The sequence below is a fragment of the Nonomuraea sp. NPDC049655 genome (assembly GCF_044465465.1).
GTDB lineage: Bacteria > Actinomycetota > Actinomycetes > Streptosporangiales > Streptosporangiaceae > Nonomuraea.
On the sequence record NZ_JBITLS010000001.1, the window covers coordinates 684,188 to 703,915 of the forward strand.

Sequence of the window (19,728 nt, forward strand, 5' to 3'; positions counted from 1 at the left end):
CACCCCCACATGTAGGGAGCCTGCAATGACGCACGTGTCCGGACAGCGGCGAGCACGCCTGGCGGTGGCGCTCGCCGCCGCGGTGGCGGTGCTCGCCACAGCGTGCACCGGCGGCGGGGGCGCCGCGAAGGACCCCGCCGCGGGGTACGCCAGCCAGCCGGCGCAGTCGGGCAAGCCCAAGGACGGCGGCACGGTCACCGTCGCGCTGACCCCCGGCCTCAGCCCGAACTACATCTACCCCTACCCGCCGGCCGCCGCCAACGGGACCGTCATCGCCCGCGGCCTGATGTGGCGCTCCCTCTACCGGCCCAGCGGCGAGGGCGACCAGGTGGCCGACGCCGAGCTGAGCCTGGCCGAGCCGCCCGCCTACAGCACCGACCGCAAGACCGTGACCATCAAGATGAAGGACTACAAGTGGTCCGACGGCAACCCGGTCACCGCCGGTGACGTCGTCTTCTCCCTGACGCTGCTCAAGGCGGCGCTCGCGGAGAGCCCGGCCAACTGGAGCTTCTACACCCCGGGCCAGTTCCCCGACGGGGTCACCGCCAAGGCCGCCGCACCCGACACACTGACCCTCGAACTGGAGACGGCGTACAACCCGTCGTACCTGATGTCGATGCTGACGCTGCTGTACGTGATGCCGTCCAAGGCGTGGGACATCGACCGCGCGGGCGGCCCGCACCTCGACTACACCAAGCCGAAGAACGCCACGGCGATCTACAAGTACCTCACCAAGGAGTCGGAGTCGCAGTCCACGTTCGCCACGAACCCGCTGTGGCAGGTGGTGAACGGCCCGTTCCGGCTCAAGAGCTTCGACCCGACGACCGGCTCGTTCTCGCTGGCGCCCAACGAGTCCTACAGCGGGCCCGGCGACTCGCGGCTCGACCAGGTCGACTTCAAGGCGTTCACCTCGGCCGCCGCGGTGCTCAACCAGTTCAAGGCGGGGAACCTGACCGTCGGCACGCTCGACTCCAGCTTCATCACGCAGATCGGCGCGCTGAAGGCCAAGGGGTTCAACGTCTACGGCGCGCCCGCGCCCGCCCGCTTCGACGCGCTGACCATCAACTTCGGCAACACCGTGAACGGCTTTGACAAGATCATCGCCCAGCCGTACGTCCGGCAGGCCCTCCAGCGCCTGATCGACCAGCCGGGGTACATCGCCGGCCGGGGCATCTACAACGGCGCCGGCTCGCCCAACTACAGCACCGCGGGCAGCGGCTCGCCGTACCCGCCGGCGTTCGGCGACGCGCCGCCGTACCCGCACGACCCGGCGGTGGCGGCCAAGCTGCTCACCGACAACGGCTGGCAGGTGGTCCCGAACGGCTCCACCACCTGCGTGCGGCCCGGCACCGGTCAGGGCGAGTGCGGCGCCGGCATCCCGCGAGGCCAGAAGATCAGCTTCACCCTGGCCTCCGCGAACACCCCCGCCTACGTCGGCGCCCGGGACGTCGCCTTCGCCTCGGCGGCCAAGAAGCTCGGCGTCGAGGTCAAGATCGTCACCAAGTCCCTCACCTACATGTACGCCAACTACGGCAACACCTTCGCGCCCGCGAACAAGAACGAGTGGGCGATGCAGGACTACGGGCCGCTCTACCTGGCGGCCGGTTACCCCAGCAGCAACACGGTGTTCAACGCCAAGGGCAGCTTCAACCTGGGCGGCTACCGCGACGACGAGGTGGACCGGCTCATCGACGCCTCGACCTTCGGCGCCGACGCCGGGGCCCTGTCGGCCGAGGTGACCAGGATCGCCCAGGAGCTGCCCGTGCTGTTCTTCCCGACCCCGCACACCCTGGTCGTGTGGAAGGACACGCTGTCCGGCCCGCAGTCGTCGTTCCGGGCCCTGCTCAGCTACCTGTACACGCCCGAGCTCTGGTACTTCCACGCATGACGCCCGACGCCTTCGCCCGGCCGCTGCGCCACCTCGACCCGGCCGCCGCCGCCGACGCGGACGCCCGCACACTGCGCGAGCTGGTCGGCGACGCCCGCGTGGTGGCCGTCGGCGAGGGGGCGCACAACGTCACCGAGTTCTACCGGCTCAAGGACCGGCTGTTCCGCATCCTCGTCCGCGAGCTGGGGTTCTCGGCGTTCGTGATGGAGTCCGGCTTCGCCGAGGGGCTGGCCGTGGACGCCTGGGTCCACGGCGGGCCCGGCGCGGCCGCGACGGTCGCCCGCGACGGCATCACCTACCGGTTCGGCGAGTGCGAGCCGATGCGGCGGCAGCTGCGCTGGATGCGCCGCCGCAACTCGGCGGGCCCGGGGCGGGTCTCCTTCTACGGCATGGACCTGCCCGGCTCGTCCACCTCGCCCGGCCCGGCGGTGCGCGCGTGCCTGGACCGCATGCCGGCCGGGCCGGGCGACGAGGAGCTGCTGATCCTGAGCGACCTCGGCGGCCGCACCGAGGCGGCGGTCCGGTACGCGGCCATGCCCGCGGCCGGCCGGGCCCGCCTGCTCGCGGGGCTGCGCGAGCTGGCCGGGCGCGCGCTCGGGTCGGCGGACCCGGTGCTGCGCCGGTGCGCGGCCTCCCTCCGGGCGTTCGCCGACGAGGCCGAGGCGGGGGAGGCCGGGCCGGCGGGCGCGCCCTATCCCCGGGACCGGTTCATGGCCGAGACCGTGGAATGGGTGCTCGAACGGGAGCAGCGGATCGTCGTCAGCGCCCACAACTCCCACGTCCGGCGCTCGCCCTTCCACGGCCGGCCGACGCTGGGCGGCCTGCTCGCCGCGTCCCTGGGAGACGGCCTGGTCGTCGTCGGCACGACCTACGGCTCCGGCCCGGAGGTGCGCTTCACGCAGCGCTCCCCGCGCCCGTTCGACTGCGACGTCTCGCTGGAGGCGCGCACCCTGCCCCCGAACTGCGTCGAGGCGCCGCTGGACCGGCTCGGCCCGCCCGTGACCGTCGTCGACCTGCGCCGCGCGCCGGGCGAGCTGTTCGACGGGATCGACGGCACGCTCGCCGGCGGCGGCCTCGACCCGGTGGACGACTTCCCGGCCGCCTACGACGCCCTGATCCACGTCCGCCGGGTCGGCCGGGTCCCCGGCGCGTTCGAACGGCTCCAGGCCGAGTTCGCCGCCGCCCGTCCTGCCCGTCCTGAATCGCCGGAGTTGTCGTGACCCTCTCCTATCCGCTCGCCTATCCGCCCGCGCGCACCGTCGAGGTCGTCGAGGACGTCGCGGGCGTCCGCGTGCCCGATCCGTACCGGTGGCTGGAGGAGGAGACGCCCGAGGTGCGGCGGTGGCAGCGGCGGCAGGCCGAGCTGGCCGCCGCCGTCGCCTACGACGGGCAGGACCCGGCGGCCGTCCGGGACCTGATCCTGGCCTTCGACGCCGGATCCCGCCCGGCCCTGCCCAGGCACGCGGCCGGCCGCTGGTTCCGCCCGGTCACCCCGCCCGGCGGGACGGCGTCCACCGTGGTCGTCGCCGACGAGCCCTACGGCCCCGGCAGGACGGTGGCCGACCTGGCGCGGTTCGGCGGCGCGCAGGACGCGGTGCTGTCCTGGCTGGCGCCCTCCCCGGACGGCCGCGTCCTGGCCCTCGGCGTGTGCACCGACGGCAGCGAGCACAACACCATCCGGCTCGTCGAGGTGGACACCGGCCGCACGCTCGATGCGCCCGGCCAGGTCCTGCACAGCGCGTGGGCCGGCGGCGTCTCCTGGACGCCCGACAGCGGCGGCTTCTCCTTCCTCGCGCTCACCGGCCCGCCGGAGGAGTTCCGGCAGGCCGTGTTCAGCCACCGCCTCGGGACGCCGGGGGAGACCGTCGTGGAGCCGATCCCGGTCCCGGCGGGCTCGCGGGAGTACACGCTCGTCCAGTTCTCCCCGGACGGCCGCTGGGCCGTGGCCGCGCACCGGGTGGGCAGCCCGATCCCGTGCGCCGTCCGCGACCTGTCCGTGCCCGGGTCCGCGTGGCGGTCCTTCGTCACCCGCTGCGCCGGCACGGTCGCCGGTCACGTCGTCGGCGACCGCTACGTGGCGGTGACCGACGTCGGCGCGCCGCGCGGCCGGGTGGTCGCCATCCCGCTCGACGCCGCCGACCCGGACGACCCGTCGGGATGGACGGAGCTGGTCCCCGAGGGCGAGACCGTGCTGCGCTCGCTCACGCCGGTCGGCGAGCACCTGTACCTCAGCGAGTTCGACCGGACGTTCGCCCGGGTGCGGATCCTCGACCGCGCGGGCGTCGTCGCCGGGGAGGTGCCGCTGCCCGGCCGGGGCGCGCTCGCCGCCCCCTTCTTCGCCCTGACCGCCCTGGCCACCGGCGTGCCCGCGGCCGACTTCGTCTTCGCCTTCTCCACGCTGACCAGTTCCTGGGGCGTCTACCGGCACCGGCCCGGACAGGGCGCGCCGCACACCCTGTCGGCCCCGGCGGTCACGCTCGACGCCGAGGTGGAAGAGGGGCAGGCGGTGGCGGCCGACGGGGTCGCGGTGCCGTACCACGTGGTGCGCCCGGCCGGCCTCGACCCGGCGCGGCCCGCGCCGGTGCTCGTCTCGGCCTACGGGGCGGCCAACGTGCCCCTGCTTCCCCAGTACCAGCCGGACCTGGCCGCCTTCGTCGCCGCCGGGGGCGTGCTGGTGCAGGCGTACCTGCGCGGGGGCGGCGAGTTCGGCGGGGACTGGTACCGGGCCGCGCACCGGGAGCGGCGGCACGTCCGCGACTCCGACCTGGTGGCCGTCGCCGAGCACCTGATCGCCGAGGGCGTGACGGCCGCCGACCGGCTGGCGCTGACCGGCGGCTCCGACGGCGGGCTCATGTGCGGGATCGCCGTCACCAGCCGGCCCGAGCTGTGGCGGGCCGTCCTGCCGCGGGCGCCGCTGCTGGACCTGATCGGCGGCACCCGCGACCCGTACCTCGACTTCGTCATCCGCAAGGCGTGGGCGGACCCGGACGACCCCGAGGAGGTCCGGCGGCTGCTGCGGATGTCGCCGTACGAGCGGGTGCGCCCCGGCGTCTTCCCCGCGGTCTACCTCCAGGCCGGGGCGACGGACCCGCGCTGCCGTCCCTGGCACGCGCGCAAGTTCGCCGCCCGCCTCCAGGCGGCCCAGCAGGGGGACGAGCCCGTCCTGCTGCACGTCTTCGACGACGCCGGGCACGGCGCGGCCACCCCCCACGACGTGGCGGTCGCCCAGGACGCCGAATGGCTGGCCTTCCTCATCGGCACGCTCGGCCTGCGCGGCCCGGTCAGTCGTCCGGCGCGGACCTGATCGACATCAGGCGCAGCTGCAGCATGGCCGACAGGCGCGCGTCCGGGGAGCCGAGGTCGATCCGGCCCACCTCGGCCGCGCGCCGCAGCCGGTAGCGGAACGTGTTGGGATGCACGAACATCGCCGCGGCGGCCACCGAGACGTCGCCGAAGGCGTCGAGCCAGGCGTCCAGCGTCTCGACCAGGCTCGTCTGGTGCTCCTTGTCGTAGGCGACGACCCGGGCGATCGGCCCGCTGGGGACGTCGCCGCGCGGCACGAGGTCGGCCAGCTCCAGCAGCAGCGCGTCCACGTGCACGTCGTCCAGGCGGGCCACCTGCCGTCCGGCGCCGCCCGAGCGCAGCACGCGCAGCGCCCGGTCGGCGCCCGAACGCGAGCGGGCCAGGGCCGAGTTGTCCCCGGCCGGCCGGCCCACCCCGACCAGCGGGCGCAGACGGGAGCCGACCCGGGCCAGGAACTCGGTGGCCACCAGGACCGCGCGCTCGTCGGCGTCCTGCCGGTTCTGCGGCAGCGGCAGGATGCCGTAGGCGACGTCGCCGACCAGCGCGGCGGCGGCCCGCGGGTGCACGGCCGACAGGTGCATGGCGAAGGCGTCGGCGAGCCGCTTGCGCTCGGCGGCGAGCTGGGCGGGCAGCGGGCTCTCGCCCGCCGGGCCGACGACGGTGAGCGCCAGGACGACCGCGGGCTCGTCCTTCAGCCCCAGGCGGCGGGCGGCCTCCAGGGAGCCGGGCCCGCTCTCCAGCGCGGTGCCCAGCAGCTCGGCCCGCAGCCGCCGTTCCATGTCGGCGTCGGCGCGCTGCCACACCATGTGCATCGCGACCAGCTTGGACGCCTCGTAGAGCGCCTGGCTGCGCTCCTCGCCCAGCGGCTCGGGGACGACGACCCAGATCGTGCCGAGGATCTCGTCGCCGGCGCGCACGGCGATCGCCACCCGGGGCAGCGCGGGCGGCTGCCGGCCCTCGGGGTCGGGCAGGGGCGCCACGAAGACGGGCCGGTCGCTGCGGTAGATCGCCTGGAAGACGCCGCGTTCCTCCAGGATGCGGGTGTACTGCTCGGGGACCTGGCGGCCCAGGATCGTCCGCACGCGGGAGGTGTCGGTGTCCTCCTGGCGGCTGGAGAAGGCCAGCAGCCGCGAGTGGCGGTCCTCGATGGTGACGGGCGCGTCGAGCAGCGCGGCGATGGCGTTGGCCACGGCGAACAGGTCGCCGGACCCGATCCGGCCCGAGGCGTGGGCGTCGGGGCCGAGCCGGCCGCCGTCGGAGGTCAGCTCGCGCAGCATGCCGGCCAGGTGCGTCCAGGACGCGCCGCGGGCGAAGGCCAGCACCGCCACGCCCGCCCGGCCCGCCGCCGCGACCAGCCGTTCGTCGGCGACGACGGGCGCGCGGACGACCAGCGCGGCGGCGCCGTGCCGCCCGAGCCGGGTCACGACCTGCGCGATCTCGGCCGGGTCGTGCAGGCCGACGCCGAGGACGAGCGCGTCGGCGGGCAGCTCGGGCTCGTCGAGCGGGTCGTGGATGACGACGCCGCCGATGTCGCGGGCGAGCCCGGCGTCGCCGCAGACGACCTGGAGCAGGGTGGTACCGAGTTCCTCCAGGACGCGGCCCAGGCTGGCACGCGGGAGGCCGGTCACGGGGACAAGCACGCTCCCGACGCTAGCGCCGCCCCGGTGGCACATCGTTCGTCCGGGACGACGAAATGCCACCGGCAGACCTGTCGGAACCGACCAACAGATCAGGACGGCATCGGCACCCACGTCGTCGCGACGGTGACCTCCTCCAGCACCTCCGGGATCGGGGCGACGCCGATCCCCGGGCCGGTCGGCACGGCGAGGTGGCCGTCCTCCAGGCGGAACGGCGGCGTCAGGTCGGTCCGGTAGTAGCGGTCGGAGGCCGAGGTGTCGCCGGGCAGCAGGAACCCGGGCAGCGCGGCGAGCGCCACGTTCGCGGCCCGGCCCACGCCGGTCTCCAGCATGCCGCCGCACCACACCGGGACGTCGTGCGCGGCGCACACGTCGTGGATGCGCCGGGCCTCCAGATGTCCGCCGACCCGGCCCGGCTTGATGTTGACCACCTGGCAGGCCCCGAGCGCGATCGCGTCGGCGGCGGCGCGGGCCGAGACGATGGACTCGTCCAGGCAGATCGGCGTCGTGATCCGCTCGGCCAGCCGGGCGTGCCCGAGCAGGTCGTCCTGCGCGAACGGCTGCTCGATCAGCAGCAGGCCGAACGGGTCCAGCCCGGCCAGGTGCCGGGCGTCGCCGCGCCCGTAGGCGGTGTTGGCGTCCACCTGGAGCGGGACGTCGCCGAACCGCTCGCGCACGGCCCGGACCGGCTCGACGTCCCAGCCGGGCTCGATCTTCAGCTTGATCCGCAGGTAGCCCGCGTCCAGGTACTCGGCGACGGCGTCCAGCAGCGCCGGGATCGACCCGGTGATGCCCACCGACACCCCGCACGGCACGCTGTCGCGCACCGCCCCGAGCGCGTGGGCCAGCGGGACGCCGCGGGCGCGCAGGTCCGCGTCCAGGACGGCCGTCTCCAGCGCGGCCTTGGCCATCCGGTGCCCCTTGAACGCCGCCAGCGCCGGGGCGACCTTGTGCGCGTCCAGGTCCGCCACGCCGGCCAGCGCCGGGACCAGGAACCGGGTCAGCACGTCGGCGGCGGCGTCGGTGTACTCCGAGGAGTACAGGGGCGCGGTGCCCGCGCCGCACTCGCCCCAGCCCTCGGCCTCGCCGGTGACGACCCGCACCAGCACCGCCCGCCGTACCGTCTCGGTGCCGAACGACGTGCGGAACGGCGTCACGAGCGGCATCTCGACCGTGCGGACCTCCACACCGGTGATCTTCACTCCGTCTCCTGTCTGTCCACGATGTACCAGCCTGTCCGGTCGAAGCCGCGTACCCGGCCGCCTTGTTCGAGCAGCTCGCCCAGCACGTCCCGCAGCGCCCTGCGCCAGTCGGCGGCGCGGGCCGGGTCGCTCTCGCGCATCGCCTCGACGTCGCCGGGCACGCCGACCAGGACGGTGGCCGCGCGGGCGTACCGGACCAGCGGCCCGCCCGCCGCCGACGCCTCCAGCGCCACGGCCGCGCCCGCCGCCCTGGCCGCCGCCGCGTCCGCCACGGCCGGACGGCCCGCGCAGGCCGCCTCGACGACGGGCGTCTCCAGCCGCCAGCGGACCAGGACGCGGTCGGTGGCGTCGGCGCGGTTGATGTCGTCGTCCATGGGGCCGTAGAAGTCCGGCAGGTACTCGGCCGGGTCGGCGCCCAGCTTGGCCAGGTTGAAGTAGGCGTTGCGGCGTACCAGCGGGTCGTAGGTCCAGCAGATCTCGCCGACGCCGCGCAGCATCGCCCAGGCCCGCTGGTGCAGCTTCATGGCGAACCCGACGTTGCGGCCCTGCATGCCGGCCAGCACGCCGGCGATGTGACTGTGCAGGGCGGCGCGCGCCGGAGGCGAGAAGAAGCCGAAGCACGCGCCCACCATCCGGTCGCCGTCGAAGGCGCCGCTCACGTAGCTGCCCGCCTTCGACAACGCGCGCAGCATGTCGGCCGTCACCGGGGGGTTGTTCTCGCCGGTGCGCCAGATGTGCTCGTACAGGCGGCGGACGGCTTCCAGCTCGCCGACGCTGTCCAGGGGGCGGATGTCGATGCCCGCGCCGTCGGCGGCGGCCTGCGCCGCGGCGCACGCGGCCTCCACGGGCCGGGAGTCGCGACGGTCACGGATGAGATCAGTCACGCCGGTCATGGTCGCAGCCGCCTCCGTCCCGTAGCTGGTCGGCGAGCACCGGGCGGCGGCGTCCGGTTCGTCCGCCCGGACAACAGCGTCCAGGGCCCCCTTGTGAGGGGCGGTCACCGCGCTGCGGCCAGCAGGTCGGCGACCAGGGCCGTCAGCAGCCGGGTGCGGCCCGGCAGCTCCGCGACCAGCACGTGCTCGTCGTCGGCGTGCGCGCCGCCGCCGACCGCGCCCAGGCCGTCCAGGGTGGGGGTGCCCGTCCCGGCGGTGAAGTTGCCGTCGGAGGCCCCGCCCACGGCGACCGAGGCCAGCGGGCCGATCCCGAGGGCGGCGGCGAGCCGGCACGCCCGCTCGAACAGGTCCTTCGACGCCGACGCAGGGAGCGGCGGCCGGTTGGGCCCGCCGCCGACCGTGACGTCCGCGCCGGGCAGCACCGGCCGCAGCCCGCGCATCGCCGCGTCCACCCGGTCCTGCTCGCGAGCGTCCCTGACCCGTACGTCCACGTCGAAGCGGGCCCGCGCGGGCACGGTGTTGACCGTGGTGCCCGACTCCAGGCGGGTCGGGGTGACGGTCGTGCCCAGCGCGGGATCGGCCAGCGCCGCCACGGCCGCGACCTGGTGGGTCACCTCGACCGTCGCGTTCACGCCGCGTTCCGGCTCCAGCCCGGCGTGCGCGGCCCGGCCCCGCACCAGCACCTCGTACCGGGAGACGCCCTTGCGCTCGGTCTTGAGCGCCCCGCCGGGACCGGCGGCCTCCAGGACCAGCGCCGCCGCGCAGCCGCGGGCCTCGTCCTCGACCAGCCGCCGCGAGGTGGGGGACCCGGGCTCCTCGTCGCCGGTGACCAGGACGGTCACGCCGTCCAGGTCGTCCAGCGCGGCCAGCGCGTGGAAGGCCATCACCAGCCCGGCCTTCATGTCGAAGCAGCCCGGCCCGCGCAGCACCCCGTCGCGCACCTCGAACGGGTGCCGCTCCAGCGAGCCGACCGGCCACACCGTGTCGTGGTGGCCGAGCAGCAGCACCCGGGGCTCGCCGCCGAACCGCCACCGCAGGTGGGTGCGCCCGTCGATGACGACGCGCTCGGCCTCGGCTCCCAGATGGGCGGCGCCCAGCTCGGCCACGGCCGTGGCGCTGCGGGCGACCGCGGCCAGATCGCCGGACGGCGACTCGCAGCGTACGAGCCGCTCGATGTCGGCGATCATCGCGGCCTCGCGGGCCCGGTCGGACGGGGTACGGCGTGGTGTCATGGTGGCTGCCTCCGGTCGGACGGACCGCCCATCATCGTCAACCACGACCCGGCCGGGCCTGTCGCCCCGGCCAACATCGGCCCGCCGCGTTGGGCCCCGCCGACGACCGTCCGGCTAGGTGAGGTCGGCGAAGCGTTCGACGTCCTCGGTGCGGCCGGAGACGATGATCACGTCGCCGTACCCCAGCTCGGTGTCGGAACCGGCGTAGGTGAACTCCTCCTCCGCGCTCTTGACCGCCACCACGGTGACGCCGTGCTTGCGGCGCAGGTTGGACCGGCCGAGCGGGACCCCGATGTACTCCTTGGGCGGCCGGGTCTTGGCCATCGCGAAGTTCTCGTCCACCTGCATGAAGTCCAGCATCCGGCCGGTCACCATGTGGGCCACCCGCTCGCCCATGTCGTGCTCGGGGAAGACGACGTGATGGGCGCCGATGCGCCCGAGGATCCGGCCGTGCTGGCGGCTGACGGCCTTGGCCCAGATGTCGTCGATCTCCAGCTCGATCAGCAGCGACGTGGTCAGGATGCTGGCCTCCAGATCGCCGCCGATGGCCACCACCGCCCGGTAGAAGTCGGGCACGCCGAGCTGCCGCAGCGTCTCCAGGTCGGTGGAGTCGGCGGTGGCGATGTGCGTGATCTGCCCGGCCAGGCTCTGGGCGACCTTCGGCCGGTTGTCGATGGCCAGGACCTCGGTGCCGCGCCGGGTGAGCTCCAGGGCGAGCGAGGTGCCGAACCGGCCCAGGCCGATGACCACGACGGGGTCTGTCTTCTTGTCAGCCAACGATGACACGTTCCTCGGGTAGTTCGTAGCGACGGGTGCGCTCCTTCAGGGCGAGCGCGGAACCCAGCGTGAGCGGGCCGATGCGCCCGATGAACATCAGCGCCGCCAGCAGCAGGTGCCCGGCGGGCGTGGTGTCGGCGGTGATGCCGGTGGACAGCCCGTTCGTGCCGAATGCCGAGACCACCTCGAACAGCACCTGGTCCAGGCTGTGCGGCGTGAGGGCGAGCAGCAGGTAGGTGGAGACGGCGACCAGCACGACGCCGATCATGGTGATCGAGATGACCTGGCGCTGCGCGGACTCGGCCAGGCGCCGGTGGCCGATGTTCACCCGGGGCTCGCCCCGCAGCTCGGCCCAGATGATGAACGCCAGCAGCCCGAAGGTGGTGACCTTGATGCCGCCCGCCGTGCCGGCGCTGCCGCCGCCGATGAACATCAGCAGGTCGGTGGCGAGCAGGCTGCTCGGGTAGAGCTGGCCGATGTCGAGGCTGTTGAACCCGCCCGACCGCGGCATGACCCCGGTGAAGAACGCGGCCAGCAGCTTGCCGGAGTCGTCGAGCCCGCCGAGCGTCCTGGGGTTGCGCCACTCGGTCACCAGGAAGACCAGCGTCCCCACCGCGAGCAGGACGAGCGTCACCCCGACGGTGACCCGGGTGAGCACCGACCACCGGCTGGGCCGGCGCCAGGCGCGGGCCAGCTCGAACACCACCGGGAAGCCCAGCCCGCCCACGATCACCGCGAACGCGATCGGCAGGCAGATCCACGCGTCGGTGACGAAGCGCATCAGGTTGTCCGGCCACAGCGCGAACCCGGCGTTGTTGAACGCCGACACCGCGTGGAACCAGCCCAAATACATCGCCCGGCCCAGCGGCTCGCCGTAGCCCGTGACGAAGCGCACGGTGAGCACGGCGCCGACGATCAGCTCGGAGACGAGGCTGAAGATGACCACGTTGCGCACCACGCGCCGGACGTCGGACATGCTCAGCGTCTTGGTCTCGGCCTGGGCGAACATGCGGGCGCGCAGCCCCAGCCGGCCCGCGACCAGGACGGTGAACAGCGTCGCCATCGTCATGATGCCCAGCCCGCCCACCTGGGCCAGCATGGCGATCACCACCTCCCCGGCCACCGACCAGTGGGTGGCGGTGTCCACCACGACCAGGCCGGTCACGCAGGCCGCGGACGTCGCGGTGAACAGCGCGGTCAGCCAGCCGGCCGACTCGCCCGTGGCCGTGGCCATGGGCGAGGTCAGCAGGGCCGTGCCGGTCAGGATGAGGGCCGCGAACCCGGTCGCGATGACCTGCGCCGGATGGTGGAACCGGGACAGGAAGGCGCCCGTCAGCCGCAGGTTTCTCATGGCGCGCCCCCGCCGTGCGCGGCCGGGCGGGGGACAGGGTGTGAGGCGAGCACGATCAGACGCTAGACCACCCGGCCACCGCTCCGGCACACGCGTCCGCAGACGGGGGCCGGGAGCGTGCGCCGAAGGTAACGCGGCTAAAAATGCGACAAAGACGATTCGGCGTCGGGAAAGCCGTGCAGGTCACGTCAGTAGAGTGAAAATCTCGTAGGTGTTCACGAACGGGGCGCGATCGGCATGCTGGGGGAGGACACGCCGTACCCGATGCTGGTCGCCGACGCCTCGGGCGCCGTCGAGCGGGCCAACGCCGCCGCCCGGTCGCTGCTGGGCGACGCGACGCGGATCGCGCCGGACTGGCTGGCCCGCGCCCACCACGACCTGTGCGCCCGCCTGGCCGCCTCGCCCGACGCCGGGAGCAGGCCGGAGCCCGTCCGGGGGCCGGTCGGGGAGCGGGTGTTCGAGGCCCATCCCGTGCGCGCCGGGCGCGACCGCGTCACCTGGTGGCTGGTCGACGTCACCGCGTCGGAACGGGCCATGGAGGTGCTGCGGGGCGAGCGGGACTCGGCCGCGTCCATGGTGGCGGCGGCCACCGAGCTGCTGTCCTCGCTCAACCTCGACCGCTGCCTGGAGGCGGTCGCCCGCCTGGCCGTGACGCACCTCGCCCACGCCGCCCGGGTCGTCGTGCCGTTCGGCCCGCGCCGGTACGAGGTCGCCTACCACGAGGCCGGCGGCGAGGCCGTGCGCCGGAACCTGGACATCGACCCGCGCTCCATGCCGGGGCTGGCCGAGGCGCTGCGGGCCTTCCCGCCGGTCCCCGCCCGCTGGGTGGACCCCGGGCAGGCGCCCGGCTGGGTGCTGGGCGAGGGGCGGGACGACACGCGTTCCGTGGCGGTGATCTCGCTGCCCGGCTACGGCCTGCCCGCGGGCGCGCTGATCCTGCTGCGCTCCTCGGCCGGCTTCACCGCGGCCGAGGAGGCGTTCGCCCGGCTGTTCGTGGCCCGGGCCGGCACCGCGATCTCCATCGCCCGCGTGTACGCCGAGCAGGGGGCCATCGCCGAGACGCTGATGGCCGACCTGCTGCCGCCGATGACGCCGTACCTCGACGTCGCCGACGTGGCGGCCCGCTACCGGGCGGCGGGCCACGGCGCGCTGGTCGGCGGGGACTTCTACGACGTGCACCCGGTCGCCGGATCGGGCGGGGCGGCGCTGGTGGTGCTCGGCGACGTCTCCGGCAAGGGGCTGGAGGCCGCCGTGCTGACCGGCAAGATCCGCAACACGCTGCGCGCCCTGCTGCCGCTGGCCGACGACCACCAGCGCGTGCTGGAACGGCTCAACGAGGTGCTGCTCGCCGGGCCCAGCCCGCGTTACGTCACGCTGGTGCTGGCCGGGGTCGAGCGCCGCGGCCACCGGCTGGAGCTGCGGCTGACCAGCGCCGGCCATCCGCCGCCGATGATCGTCCGCAACGACGGCCGGGTGGAGGACGCCCGCACCCGCGGCACCCTGATCGGCCTGCTCGACCAGATCACCAGCGTCACCGAGACGGTGCTCCTGGCCCCCGGCGAGACGTGCCTGCTCTACAGCGACGGCGTCATCGAGGCCAGGGGCGGCCCGCTGGGCGACGAGATGTTCGGCGACGACCGGCTGCGCGAGGAGCTGCGGCAGTGCGCCGGCATGCCGGCCGCCGCGCTGGCCGAACGCGTCCAGATGCTCGCCTCCCAGTGGGCGGGCGAGCGGGAGCGCGACGACATCGCCATCGTCGCCATCGGCGCGCCGCGCGAGGCCCCCGACGCCCCCGACGCCCCCGACGGCCCGGACGGAGGTCTTCCGGCGTGAGCGCTTCCGGCCTGGGGGACGAGATCGAGCACTGCGTCGAGGCGCTGCGGACGGCGGCGACGTCCGGCGACGAGTACGCCGCGATCGACGCCGCGCGGGCCGGTCTCGACGCCGGCGTGCCCCTGGAGACCATGCTCCTGGACGTCGTCGCCGTCGCGCAGACCCGCGTGGGCCTGGACTGGGCGGCCAACCGGCTCACCGTCGCCCAGGAGCACACGGCGACCGCCGTCCACGAGCGGGTGCTGGCCGTGCTGGCCCACGAGCCGGGCGCGCGCGGCCACCGCACCGGCCCGGCCAGGGGGCGGGTGAGCGTGGCGTGCGTGGACGGCGAGTGGCACACCTTCCCGGCCCGGCTGCTGGCCGAGGTGCTCCGGCTGCGCGGCTGGCAGGTGGACTACCTGGGCGCCCACGTACCGACCGCGCACCTGGTCGTGCACGTGCACAGGACCGCCCCGGCCGCGGTCGCGCTGTCCGGGTCGATCGCCACCCGGCTGCCCGCCGCGCACGCGGCCATCAGCGCCTGCCAGGCGGCGGGCGCGCCCGTGCTCGTCGGCGGCGCCGCCTTCGGGCCCGACGGCCGCTACGCCCGTCTGCTCGGGGCCGACGCCTGGGCGCCCGACGCGCGGGCCGCCGCCGACCTGCTCGACGCCGGGCCGCCGCCGCGCCGGGCCGCGACCGGGCTGAGCCCCGGACGGCCGCCGCACCTGGCCGGCCCCGAGTACACGGCGCTCACCGACCGGGCCCCCGAGCTGGTCAGGGGCGTCATGCACGAGCTGGACGAGCACGTGCCCGTCACCGCGGGCGAGGAGCCCACCGGCCACACCGCCGAGGACGTCGCCTACGTCGTCGACTACCTCAAGGCCGCCGCCTACGTCGACGACCCCGGCCTGTTCACGTCCTTCGTCAGCTGGATGGCGCACGTGCTGACGGCGCGCGGCGTGCCGGCCCGGGTGCTGGCCGTCACGCTGGACGCGCTGGCCGCCCGCCTGGCCGGCCTGCCGCGCACTCGCGAACTGCTCGCCCAGGCACGCGCCGGGCTACCCGACGGGCCTCGCTGACCAGGGGGCGGGCTGCCCGACGGCCCCGCTGACCGCCGCCGCGGCTCAGTCGCGCTCCTGCCAGGTGCACAGGCAGACGTGGTTGCCCTCGGGGTCGGCCAGCACCCAGAACCGTGGCGCCCCGTCGGTGTGCACCAGCCGCCCGCCCGCCGCCAGCGCCGCGTCGATCCGGGGCTGGACCTGCGCGGGCTCCACCCACACGTCGAGGTGCCAGCGCTGGCGGGGCTCCTCGACGCCGGACGGCTGGAACCACACGCCCGGCAGCGCGCCGGCCGGGTCCTGCAGCTCGCCCCGGTCGTCGGCGGGCACCGCCAGCACCGCCGCCCAGAAGGGCCGGACCGTGTCCCGCGCGGGGGTGTCGAGGCCGAGTTCGAGCACGGAGACGGACGCCGGGTCGAGGCGCACCCCGGCGTCGGCGGCGAGCGTCGTGACCGCGCGCGCCAGCCGCAGGTCGCGCTCGGTGACGCCGCCGGCGTCGTGACTGGACAGCCGGACGTCAACATGGGTGTAGCGCAGGTCGAGGTCGGGATGGTGGTCCATCTCCTCGGCCACCGCCCCGATGGCGTCGACGAGTGCGAGCCCGGCCGCGAACGTGCCGGTGTGGAGTCGGGTGTGCAGGCTGCCGAGCAGGTACGCCCACCCCGCCGGCCCCTCCTGTGCGATCTGCGCTCCGGTCAGCTTGGCCATACGGCCATTCTCGCAGCACTCACCTTCTGCCTTCCCCGCGCGTGACTGAGGTGAGCGCAACCAGATCCGTCAGGCGACAGACAGCCTGCGCATGCGCGGCTACCGTCCGCAGTATGGCGTACGACGACGAGCAGGAAGAGCGTCCGGTGTGCGGCATCCGCATGGGTGCCGGCGGGGAGCGGATCGACCGGAACGGCGACTCGAAGAAGCAGTCCACATGGGTGTCGTGCAAGTCCCGCAGCGGGACCGGCCGTAAGTGACGGACCCGATCACCTGCCCTGAATGCCAGGGCCGCCGCGGCGTGCAGCTCGGCGAGCTGTTCCTTTCCTGCACGTTCTGCGGCCGCTTCTGCCTCGGCTCGAAGAAGGTGACCCACATCGAAGCGGGCACGCTGGTCATCGTGCCCTGCAGGTGTGCCGAGGACTGATTCCGCAGCTGGGCGTCCTGGACGGTCAGTCGAGGCAGAACTCGTTGCCCTCGGGGTCGGTCATCACGATGTGGCCGGCGGCGAACGGGGGCTCGGGCTCGTGTCGCCGCACCCGCGTCGCGCCCAGCCCGGCCAGCCGCTCGCACTCGGCCTCCAGCGCCGCCATCCGCTCCTCGCCGCGCAGCCCTGGAGCCGCCCGGACGTCGAGGTGCACGCGGTTCTTGGCGGTCCTGCCCTCCGGCACCCGCTGGAAGAACACCCGGGGGCCCCGGCCGTCGGGGTCCTCGATGGCCGACCGCGTGTCGCGTTCCTCCTCGGGGACGCCCATCCCGGCCAGGAAGTCGTCCCAGGCGGCCAGCGGGTCGGCGCCCTGCGGCAGCTCGACCCCGGGCGGGCCGGGGTGGACGTAGCCCAGCGCGTCACGCCAGAACGTCGACAGCGCCTTCGGGTCGTGGGCGTCGAAGGTGATCTGGACATGGCGGCTCATATGAATCACTCCGTTCGGTGCGGGAAAAGGTTCCCGGGGACAGAAAAGGTTCCCGGGGACACTGTGACATCACCGGCGGACAGGATCGGTCCGCTGCCGTCCCAGTGTCGCGGCCTCCTCGCGCAGCCACTCGACCAGCGTCGGCACCAGCGGGTGGGCGCGCCGCGGGGCGGTGGCGATCCCGAGGTAGCGGGCCGGGCGCGGCGGGTTCAGCGGCACGACGGCCAGGCCGGGCGTGTCGCGCGCCAGGCAGATGGACGGCACCAGGCTGACGCCCAGCCCGGCCGCCGTGAGCGCCTGCGCCAGGTGGTAGTCGGTGGTGGAGCCGCTGACCCGCAGCTCGAACCCGGCCGCGGCGGCGTACCCGCGCAGGAACGCCTCGGTCTTGGAGCAGCCGATCACCCACGGCTGCTCGGCCAGCTCGGTCAGGTCCAGAGACGCCCGGCCGGCCAGCGGATGGGCGGCCGGCAGCGCCACCGACAGCGGGTCCTCGGCCAGCGGCGTCCAGGCCAGCCCCGTGCGGTCGCCGGGCAGCACCGGCAGCGGCCCGTCGAAGTGGTAGGCGATCGCCAGGTCGGCCTCGCCGCGCCGGACCAGCGGCAGGCTGTCCTCCGGCTCCCGCTCGACCACGTTCGTCGCGACCTCGGGATGGGCGGCGACGAACCGCGCCAGCACGCCGGGCAGCAGCGCGCGGCCGCCGCTGGTGAAGGTGGCCACGGTCAGCCGCCGGCGCCCCGAGGCCAGCTCGTCGATCCGCTCCCGGGCGTGCCGCAGCTCGGCCGCGATCGTCTCGGCCGTCTCCACCAGCAGCCGGCCCGGCTCGGTGAGGGCCACGCCGCGGGTGCTGCGGGTGACGACCGGGGTGCCGAGCTGCCGTTCCAGCGCGGCGATCTGCTGCGAGACGGCGGACGGCGTGAGCAGCATCGCGGCCGCCGCCCGGTTGAAGCTGCCGTGCGCGGCCACCTCCCGCAGCACCCTGAGCCGGTGGGCGTCGATCAACAGTTCTCCTTAACACGAGGCCAGCAAGTCACCACTACCACTGCTGACGCCGTCCGGGCCAGTCTTGGCCGCATGCGACACATCTGCGTCATCGGCGGCAACCGCTACTTCGGCCGCCGCCTGATCCGCCTGCTGCTGGCCGGCGGGGACCGCGTGACCGTGGTCAACCGGGGCTCGGCCGCGCCGCCGCCCGGGGCCGAGCACGTCGTCGCCGACCGGGCGGACGCGGCGGCCCTCGCCCGCGCCCTGGGCGGCCGGGCCTTCGACGCCGTCGTGGACCAGGTCTGCTACACGCCCTCGCACGCCGACGTCGCCCGCCGGGTCTTCGCCGGCCGCACCGCCCGCTACGTGATGACCTCCACCATGGAGGTCTACGACCCGGCCACCTCGCCGTCCCTGCTGCCCCCGGCCGCGGCCCCGGTCCGCGAGGAGACGGTCGAGGCCGCGTCCTGGCCGGTGGACCGCGGCCTGCCGTGGGGATCGCCGGAGGCCCTGTCCCGGCTGCTCGGCGAGGCGGCCGCGTACGCCGAGGGCAAACGCCAGGCCGAGGCCGTGTTCGCCCGGGAACCGGCCTTCCCGTTCCTCGCCGTGCGCAGCGCCCACGTGCTCGGCGGCGGGGACGCCGACTTCACCGGACGGCTGCGCCACTACGTGGACCGCGTACGCGCCGGGCTGCCGGTCGCCGTGCACCGCGACCCGGCCCCCACGTCGTTCGTCCACCACGCGGAGATCGCCGCGTTCCTGCACTGGACGGCGACGGGCACCGACGTCACCGGCGCGCTCAACGCCGCCTCCCGCGACACGCTGACCGTCACCGGCCTGTGCGCGGCCGTCGCCGCCGCGACCGGCTCGCCGCCGCCCGTCCACCGCGTGGTGACCGGCGGCGAGCCCGCCTCGCCGTTCTCCTTCGACCGCTCCTACGCCGTCGACGCCGGCCGGGCCGCCGCGCTCGGCTTCACGTTCACCGACGTCGCGGCCTGGCTGCCGCGAGCCGTCGCCGACCTCCTCCCGGAAGGCTGACCGACCATGATCACCCGTCGCATCGGAACCGCCGAGGTCGGCGCCGTCGGCCTGGGCGCCATGCCGCTGTCCATCGAGGGCCGTCCGGACCGCGCCCGCGCGATCGCCACCGTGCACGCCGCCCTCGACGCCGGCCTCACCCTGATCGACACGGCCGACTCCTACCACTGGCACGCCGGCGAGCGCGGCCACAACGAGGAGCTCGTCGCCGAGGCCCTGGCCACCTGGTCCGGCGACGCCTCCGGCGTGCTGGTCGCCACGAAGGGCGGGCGCGGCCGTCCCGGCGACGGCACCTGGACGGTCGACGGCCGTCCCGACCGCCTCAGGGCCGCCTGCGAGGGCTCCCTGCGCCGCCTGCGCGTCGAGGCGATCGGCCTCTACCAGCTGCACAAGCCCGACCCGGACGTCCCGTGGGCGGAGTCGGTGGGCGCGCTGCGCGACCTCCTCGACGCGGGCCTCATCCGCGCGGCCGGCGTCTCCAACGTGACCTGCGAGCAGATCCACGAGGCCAGGGCCGTCCTCGGCGACTCCCTGGTCTCGGTGCAGAACCGCTACAGCCCTCAACACCGCGACAGCCTGCCCGAGCTGCGGCTGTGCGACCGTCTCGGCATCGCCTTCCTGCCGTGGAGCCCCCTCGGCGGCATCGCCCGCAGCGCCCTGGACGGCCCCGGCGCCGCCCCGCCCCGCACCCCCTTCCACGAGGTGGCCGAGGAACGCGGCCGCACCCCGCAGCAGGTCTGCCTGGCCTGGCACCTGGCCCACTCCGAGCACGTCGTCCCCATCCCGGGCGCCACCCGCCCGGAGTCGGTGCGGGCGTCGGCGGAGGCGACGGCCCTGGAACTGACCGAGGACGAGCTGCGGCGGCTGAATGTGACCTGACGTAGCCGAATGACTACCCTGTGCTTGCCGGGCGGGGCCGCGGCGTGCTGACCTG

The 19,728-nt window shown here is 74.9% G+C and carries 18 protein-coding genes; 9 read left to right on the forward strand and 9 right to left on the reverse strand.

The features are described from left to right. The first annotated feature begins 25 nt into the window (after window positions 1–25). The 3 genes from ACIBQ6_RS03105 to ACIBQ6_RS03115 are packed head-to-tail and all read left to right on the forward strand — an operon-like array spanning window position 26 to window position 5,192. Window positions 26–1,888, forward strand: a complete 1,863-nt coding sequence (locus ACIBQ6_RS03105) for an ABC transporter substrate-binding protein (protein ID WP_397209915.1) — start codon at window positions 26–28, stop codon at window positions 1,886–1,888. Continuing rightward, entirely contained in the window at window positions 1,885–3,108 is a 1,224-nt protein-coding gene (locus ACIBQ6_RS03110; RefSeq protein WP_397209917.1) for an erythromycin esterase family protein, read from the forward strand. The genes ACIBQ6_RS03105 and ACIBQ6_RS03110 overlap by 4 nt, the downstream gene beginning before the upstream one ends. Beyond that, the gene (locus tag ACIBQ6_RS03115; protein ID WP_397209919.1) at window positions 3,105–5,192 is read left to right on the forward strand and encodes a prolyl oligopeptidase family serine peptidase; all 2,088 of its coding nucleotides are present in this window, start codon (window positions 3,105–3,107) and stop codon (window positions 5,190–5,192) included. Before ACIBQ6_RS03110 ends, ACIBQ6_RS03115 begins: the two co-directional genes overlap by 4 nt. Here the strand turns inward: ACIBQ6_RS03115 and ACIBQ6_RS03120 are convergent. The 6 genes from ACIBQ6_RS03120 to ACIBQ6_RS03145 all read right to left on the reverse strand — a co-directional run bounded on the left by ACIBQ6_RS03120 (window position 5,170) and on the right by ACIBQ6_RS03145 (window position 12,283). Beyond that, window positions 5,170–6,831 (reverse strand): helix-turn-helix domain-containing protein, encoded by a 1,662-nt coding sequence (locus ACIBQ6_RS03120; RefSeq protein WP_397209920.1) that lies wholly within the window; start codon window positions 6,829–6,831, stop codon window positions 5,170–5,172. The genes ACIBQ6_RS03115 and ACIBQ6_RS03120 overlap by 23 nt on opposite strands. Window positions 6,832–6,920: 89 nt before the next feature. Further along, the gene (menC, locus tag ACIBQ6_RS03125; protein WP_397209922.1) at window positions 6,921–8,030 is read right to left on the reverse strand and encodes an o-succinylbenzoate synthase; all 1,110 of its coding nucleotides are present in this window, start codon (window positions 8,028–8,030) and stop codon (window positions 6,921–6,923) included. Further along, window positions 8,027–8,914 (reverse strand): GNAT family N-acetyltransferase, encoded by an 888-nt coding sequence (locus tag ACIBQ6_RS03130; RefSeq protein WP_358293482.1) that lies wholly within the window; start codon window positions 8,912–8,914, stop codon window positions 8,027–8,029. The genes menC and ACIBQ6_RS03130 overlap by 4 nt, the downstream gene beginning before the upstream one ends. 113 nt (window positions 8,915–9,027) lie before the next feature. After that, complete coding sequence (locus tag ACIBQ6_RS03135; RefSeq protein ID WP_397209923.1) at window positions 9,028–10,155, reverse strand: M20 family metallopeptidase; 1,128 nt, start codon at window positions 10,153–10,155, stop codon at window positions 9,028–9,030. A gap of 114 nt (window positions 10,156–10,269) precedes the next feature. Beyond that, window positions 10,270–10,932: a TrkA family potassium uptake protein gene (locus ACIBQ6_RS03140; RefSeq protein WP_352326306.1), complete on the reverse strand. Its 663-nt coding sequence runs from the start codon at window positions 10,930–10,932 to the stop codon at window positions 10,270–10,272. Beyond that, window positions 10,925–12,283, reverse strand: a complete 1,359-nt coding sequence (locus ACIBQ6_RS03145; RefSeq protein WP_397209925.1) for a TrkH family potassium uptake protein — start codon at window positions 12,281–12,283, stop codon at window positions 10,925–10,927. Before ACIBQ6_RS03145 ends, ACIBQ6_RS03140 begins: the two co-directional genes overlap by 8 nt. 237 nt (window positions 12,284–12,520) lie before the next feature. Between ACIBQ6_RS03145 and ACIBQ6_RS03150 the strand changes: the two genes are divergently transcribed. Further along, window positions 12,521–14,116 (forward strand): PP2C family protein-serine/threonine phosphatase, encoded by a 1,596-nt coding sequence (locus tag ACIBQ6_RS03150; RefSeq protein WP_397209928.1) that lies wholly within the window; start codon window positions 12,521–12,523, stop codon window positions 14,114–14,116. Then, complete coding sequence (locus ACIBQ6_RS03155; RefSeq protein ID WP_397209930.1) at window positions 14,113–15,174, forward strand: B12-binding domain-containing protein; 1,062 nt, start codon at window positions 14,113–14,115, stop codon at window positions 15,172–15,174. The genes ACIBQ6_RS03150 and ACIBQ6_RS03155 overlap by 4 nt, the downstream gene beginning before the upstream one ends. 45 nt (window positions 15,175–15,219) lie before the next feature. Here the strand turns inward: ACIBQ6_RS03155 and ACIBQ6_RS03160 are convergent, their stop codons facing one another. Further along, a complete protein-coding gene (locus tag ACIBQ6_RS03160) occupies window positions 15,220–15,861 on the reverse strand; it encodes a 4a-hydroxytetrahydrobiopterin dehydratase (RefSeq protein ID WP_397209932.1) in 642 nt (213 codons plus the stop codon). Between the two features lie 113 nt (window positions 15,862–15,974). Between ACIBQ6_RS03160 and ACIBQ6_RS03165 the strand changes: the two genes are divergently transcribed. Together ACIBQ6_RS03165 and ACIBQ6_RS03170 are read left to right on the forward strand one after the other, a co-directional pair. Then, entirely contained in the window at window positions 15,975–16,121 is a 147-nt protein-coding gene (locus tag ACIBQ6_RS03165; protein ID WP_397209934.1) for a hypothetical protein, read from the forward strand. Further along, a complete protein-coding gene (locus ACIBQ6_RS03170; RefSeq protein ID WP_397209935.1) occupies window positions 16,118–16,288 on the forward strand; it encodes a hypothetical protein in 171 nt (56 codons plus the stop codon). The genes ACIBQ6_RS03165 and ACIBQ6_RS03170 overlap by 4 nt, the downstream gene beginning before the upstream one ends. Before the next feature lie 25 nt (window positions 16,289–16,313). Here the strand turns inward: ACIBQ6_RS03170 and ACIBQ6_RS03175 are convergent, their stop codons facing one another. Further along, window positions 16,314–16,775 carry a VOC family protein gene (locus tag ACIBQ6_RS03175; protein WP_397209937.1) on the reverse strand — a complete coding sequence of 154 codons (462 nt, stop codon included), beginning with the start codon at window positions 16,773–16,775 and terminating at the stop codon, window positions 16,314–16,316. A 69-nt stretch (window positions 16,776–16,844) separates the two neighbouring features. Beyond that, the gene (locus ACIBQ6_RS03180; protein WP_397209939.1) at window positions 16,845–17,774 is read right to left on the reverse strand and encodes a LysR family transcriptional regulator; all 930 of its coding nucleotides are present in this window, start codon (window positions 17,772–17,774) and stop codon (window positions 16,845–16,847) included. Window positions 17,775–17,846: 72 nt separating this feature from the next. On the opposite strand from ACIBQ6_RS03180, the gene ACIBQ6_RS03185 reads away from it, so the two are divergent. Both ACIBQ6_RS03185 and ACIBQ6_RS03190 read left to right on the forward strand, forming a co-directional pair. Beyond that, entirely contained in the window at window positions 17,847–18,794 is a 948-nt protein-coding gene (locus tag ACIBQ6_RS03185; RefSeq protein ID WP_397209941.1) for an NAD-dependent epimerase/dehydratase family protein, read from the forward strand. Window positions 18,795–18,800: 6 nt separating this feature from the next. Beyond that, entirely contained in the window at window positions 18,801–19,673 is an 873-nt protein-coding gene (locus tag ACIBQ6_RS03190; protein ID WP_397209943.1) for an aldo/keto reductase, read from the forward strand. Window positions 19,674–19,728 lie beyond the last annotated feature (55 nt).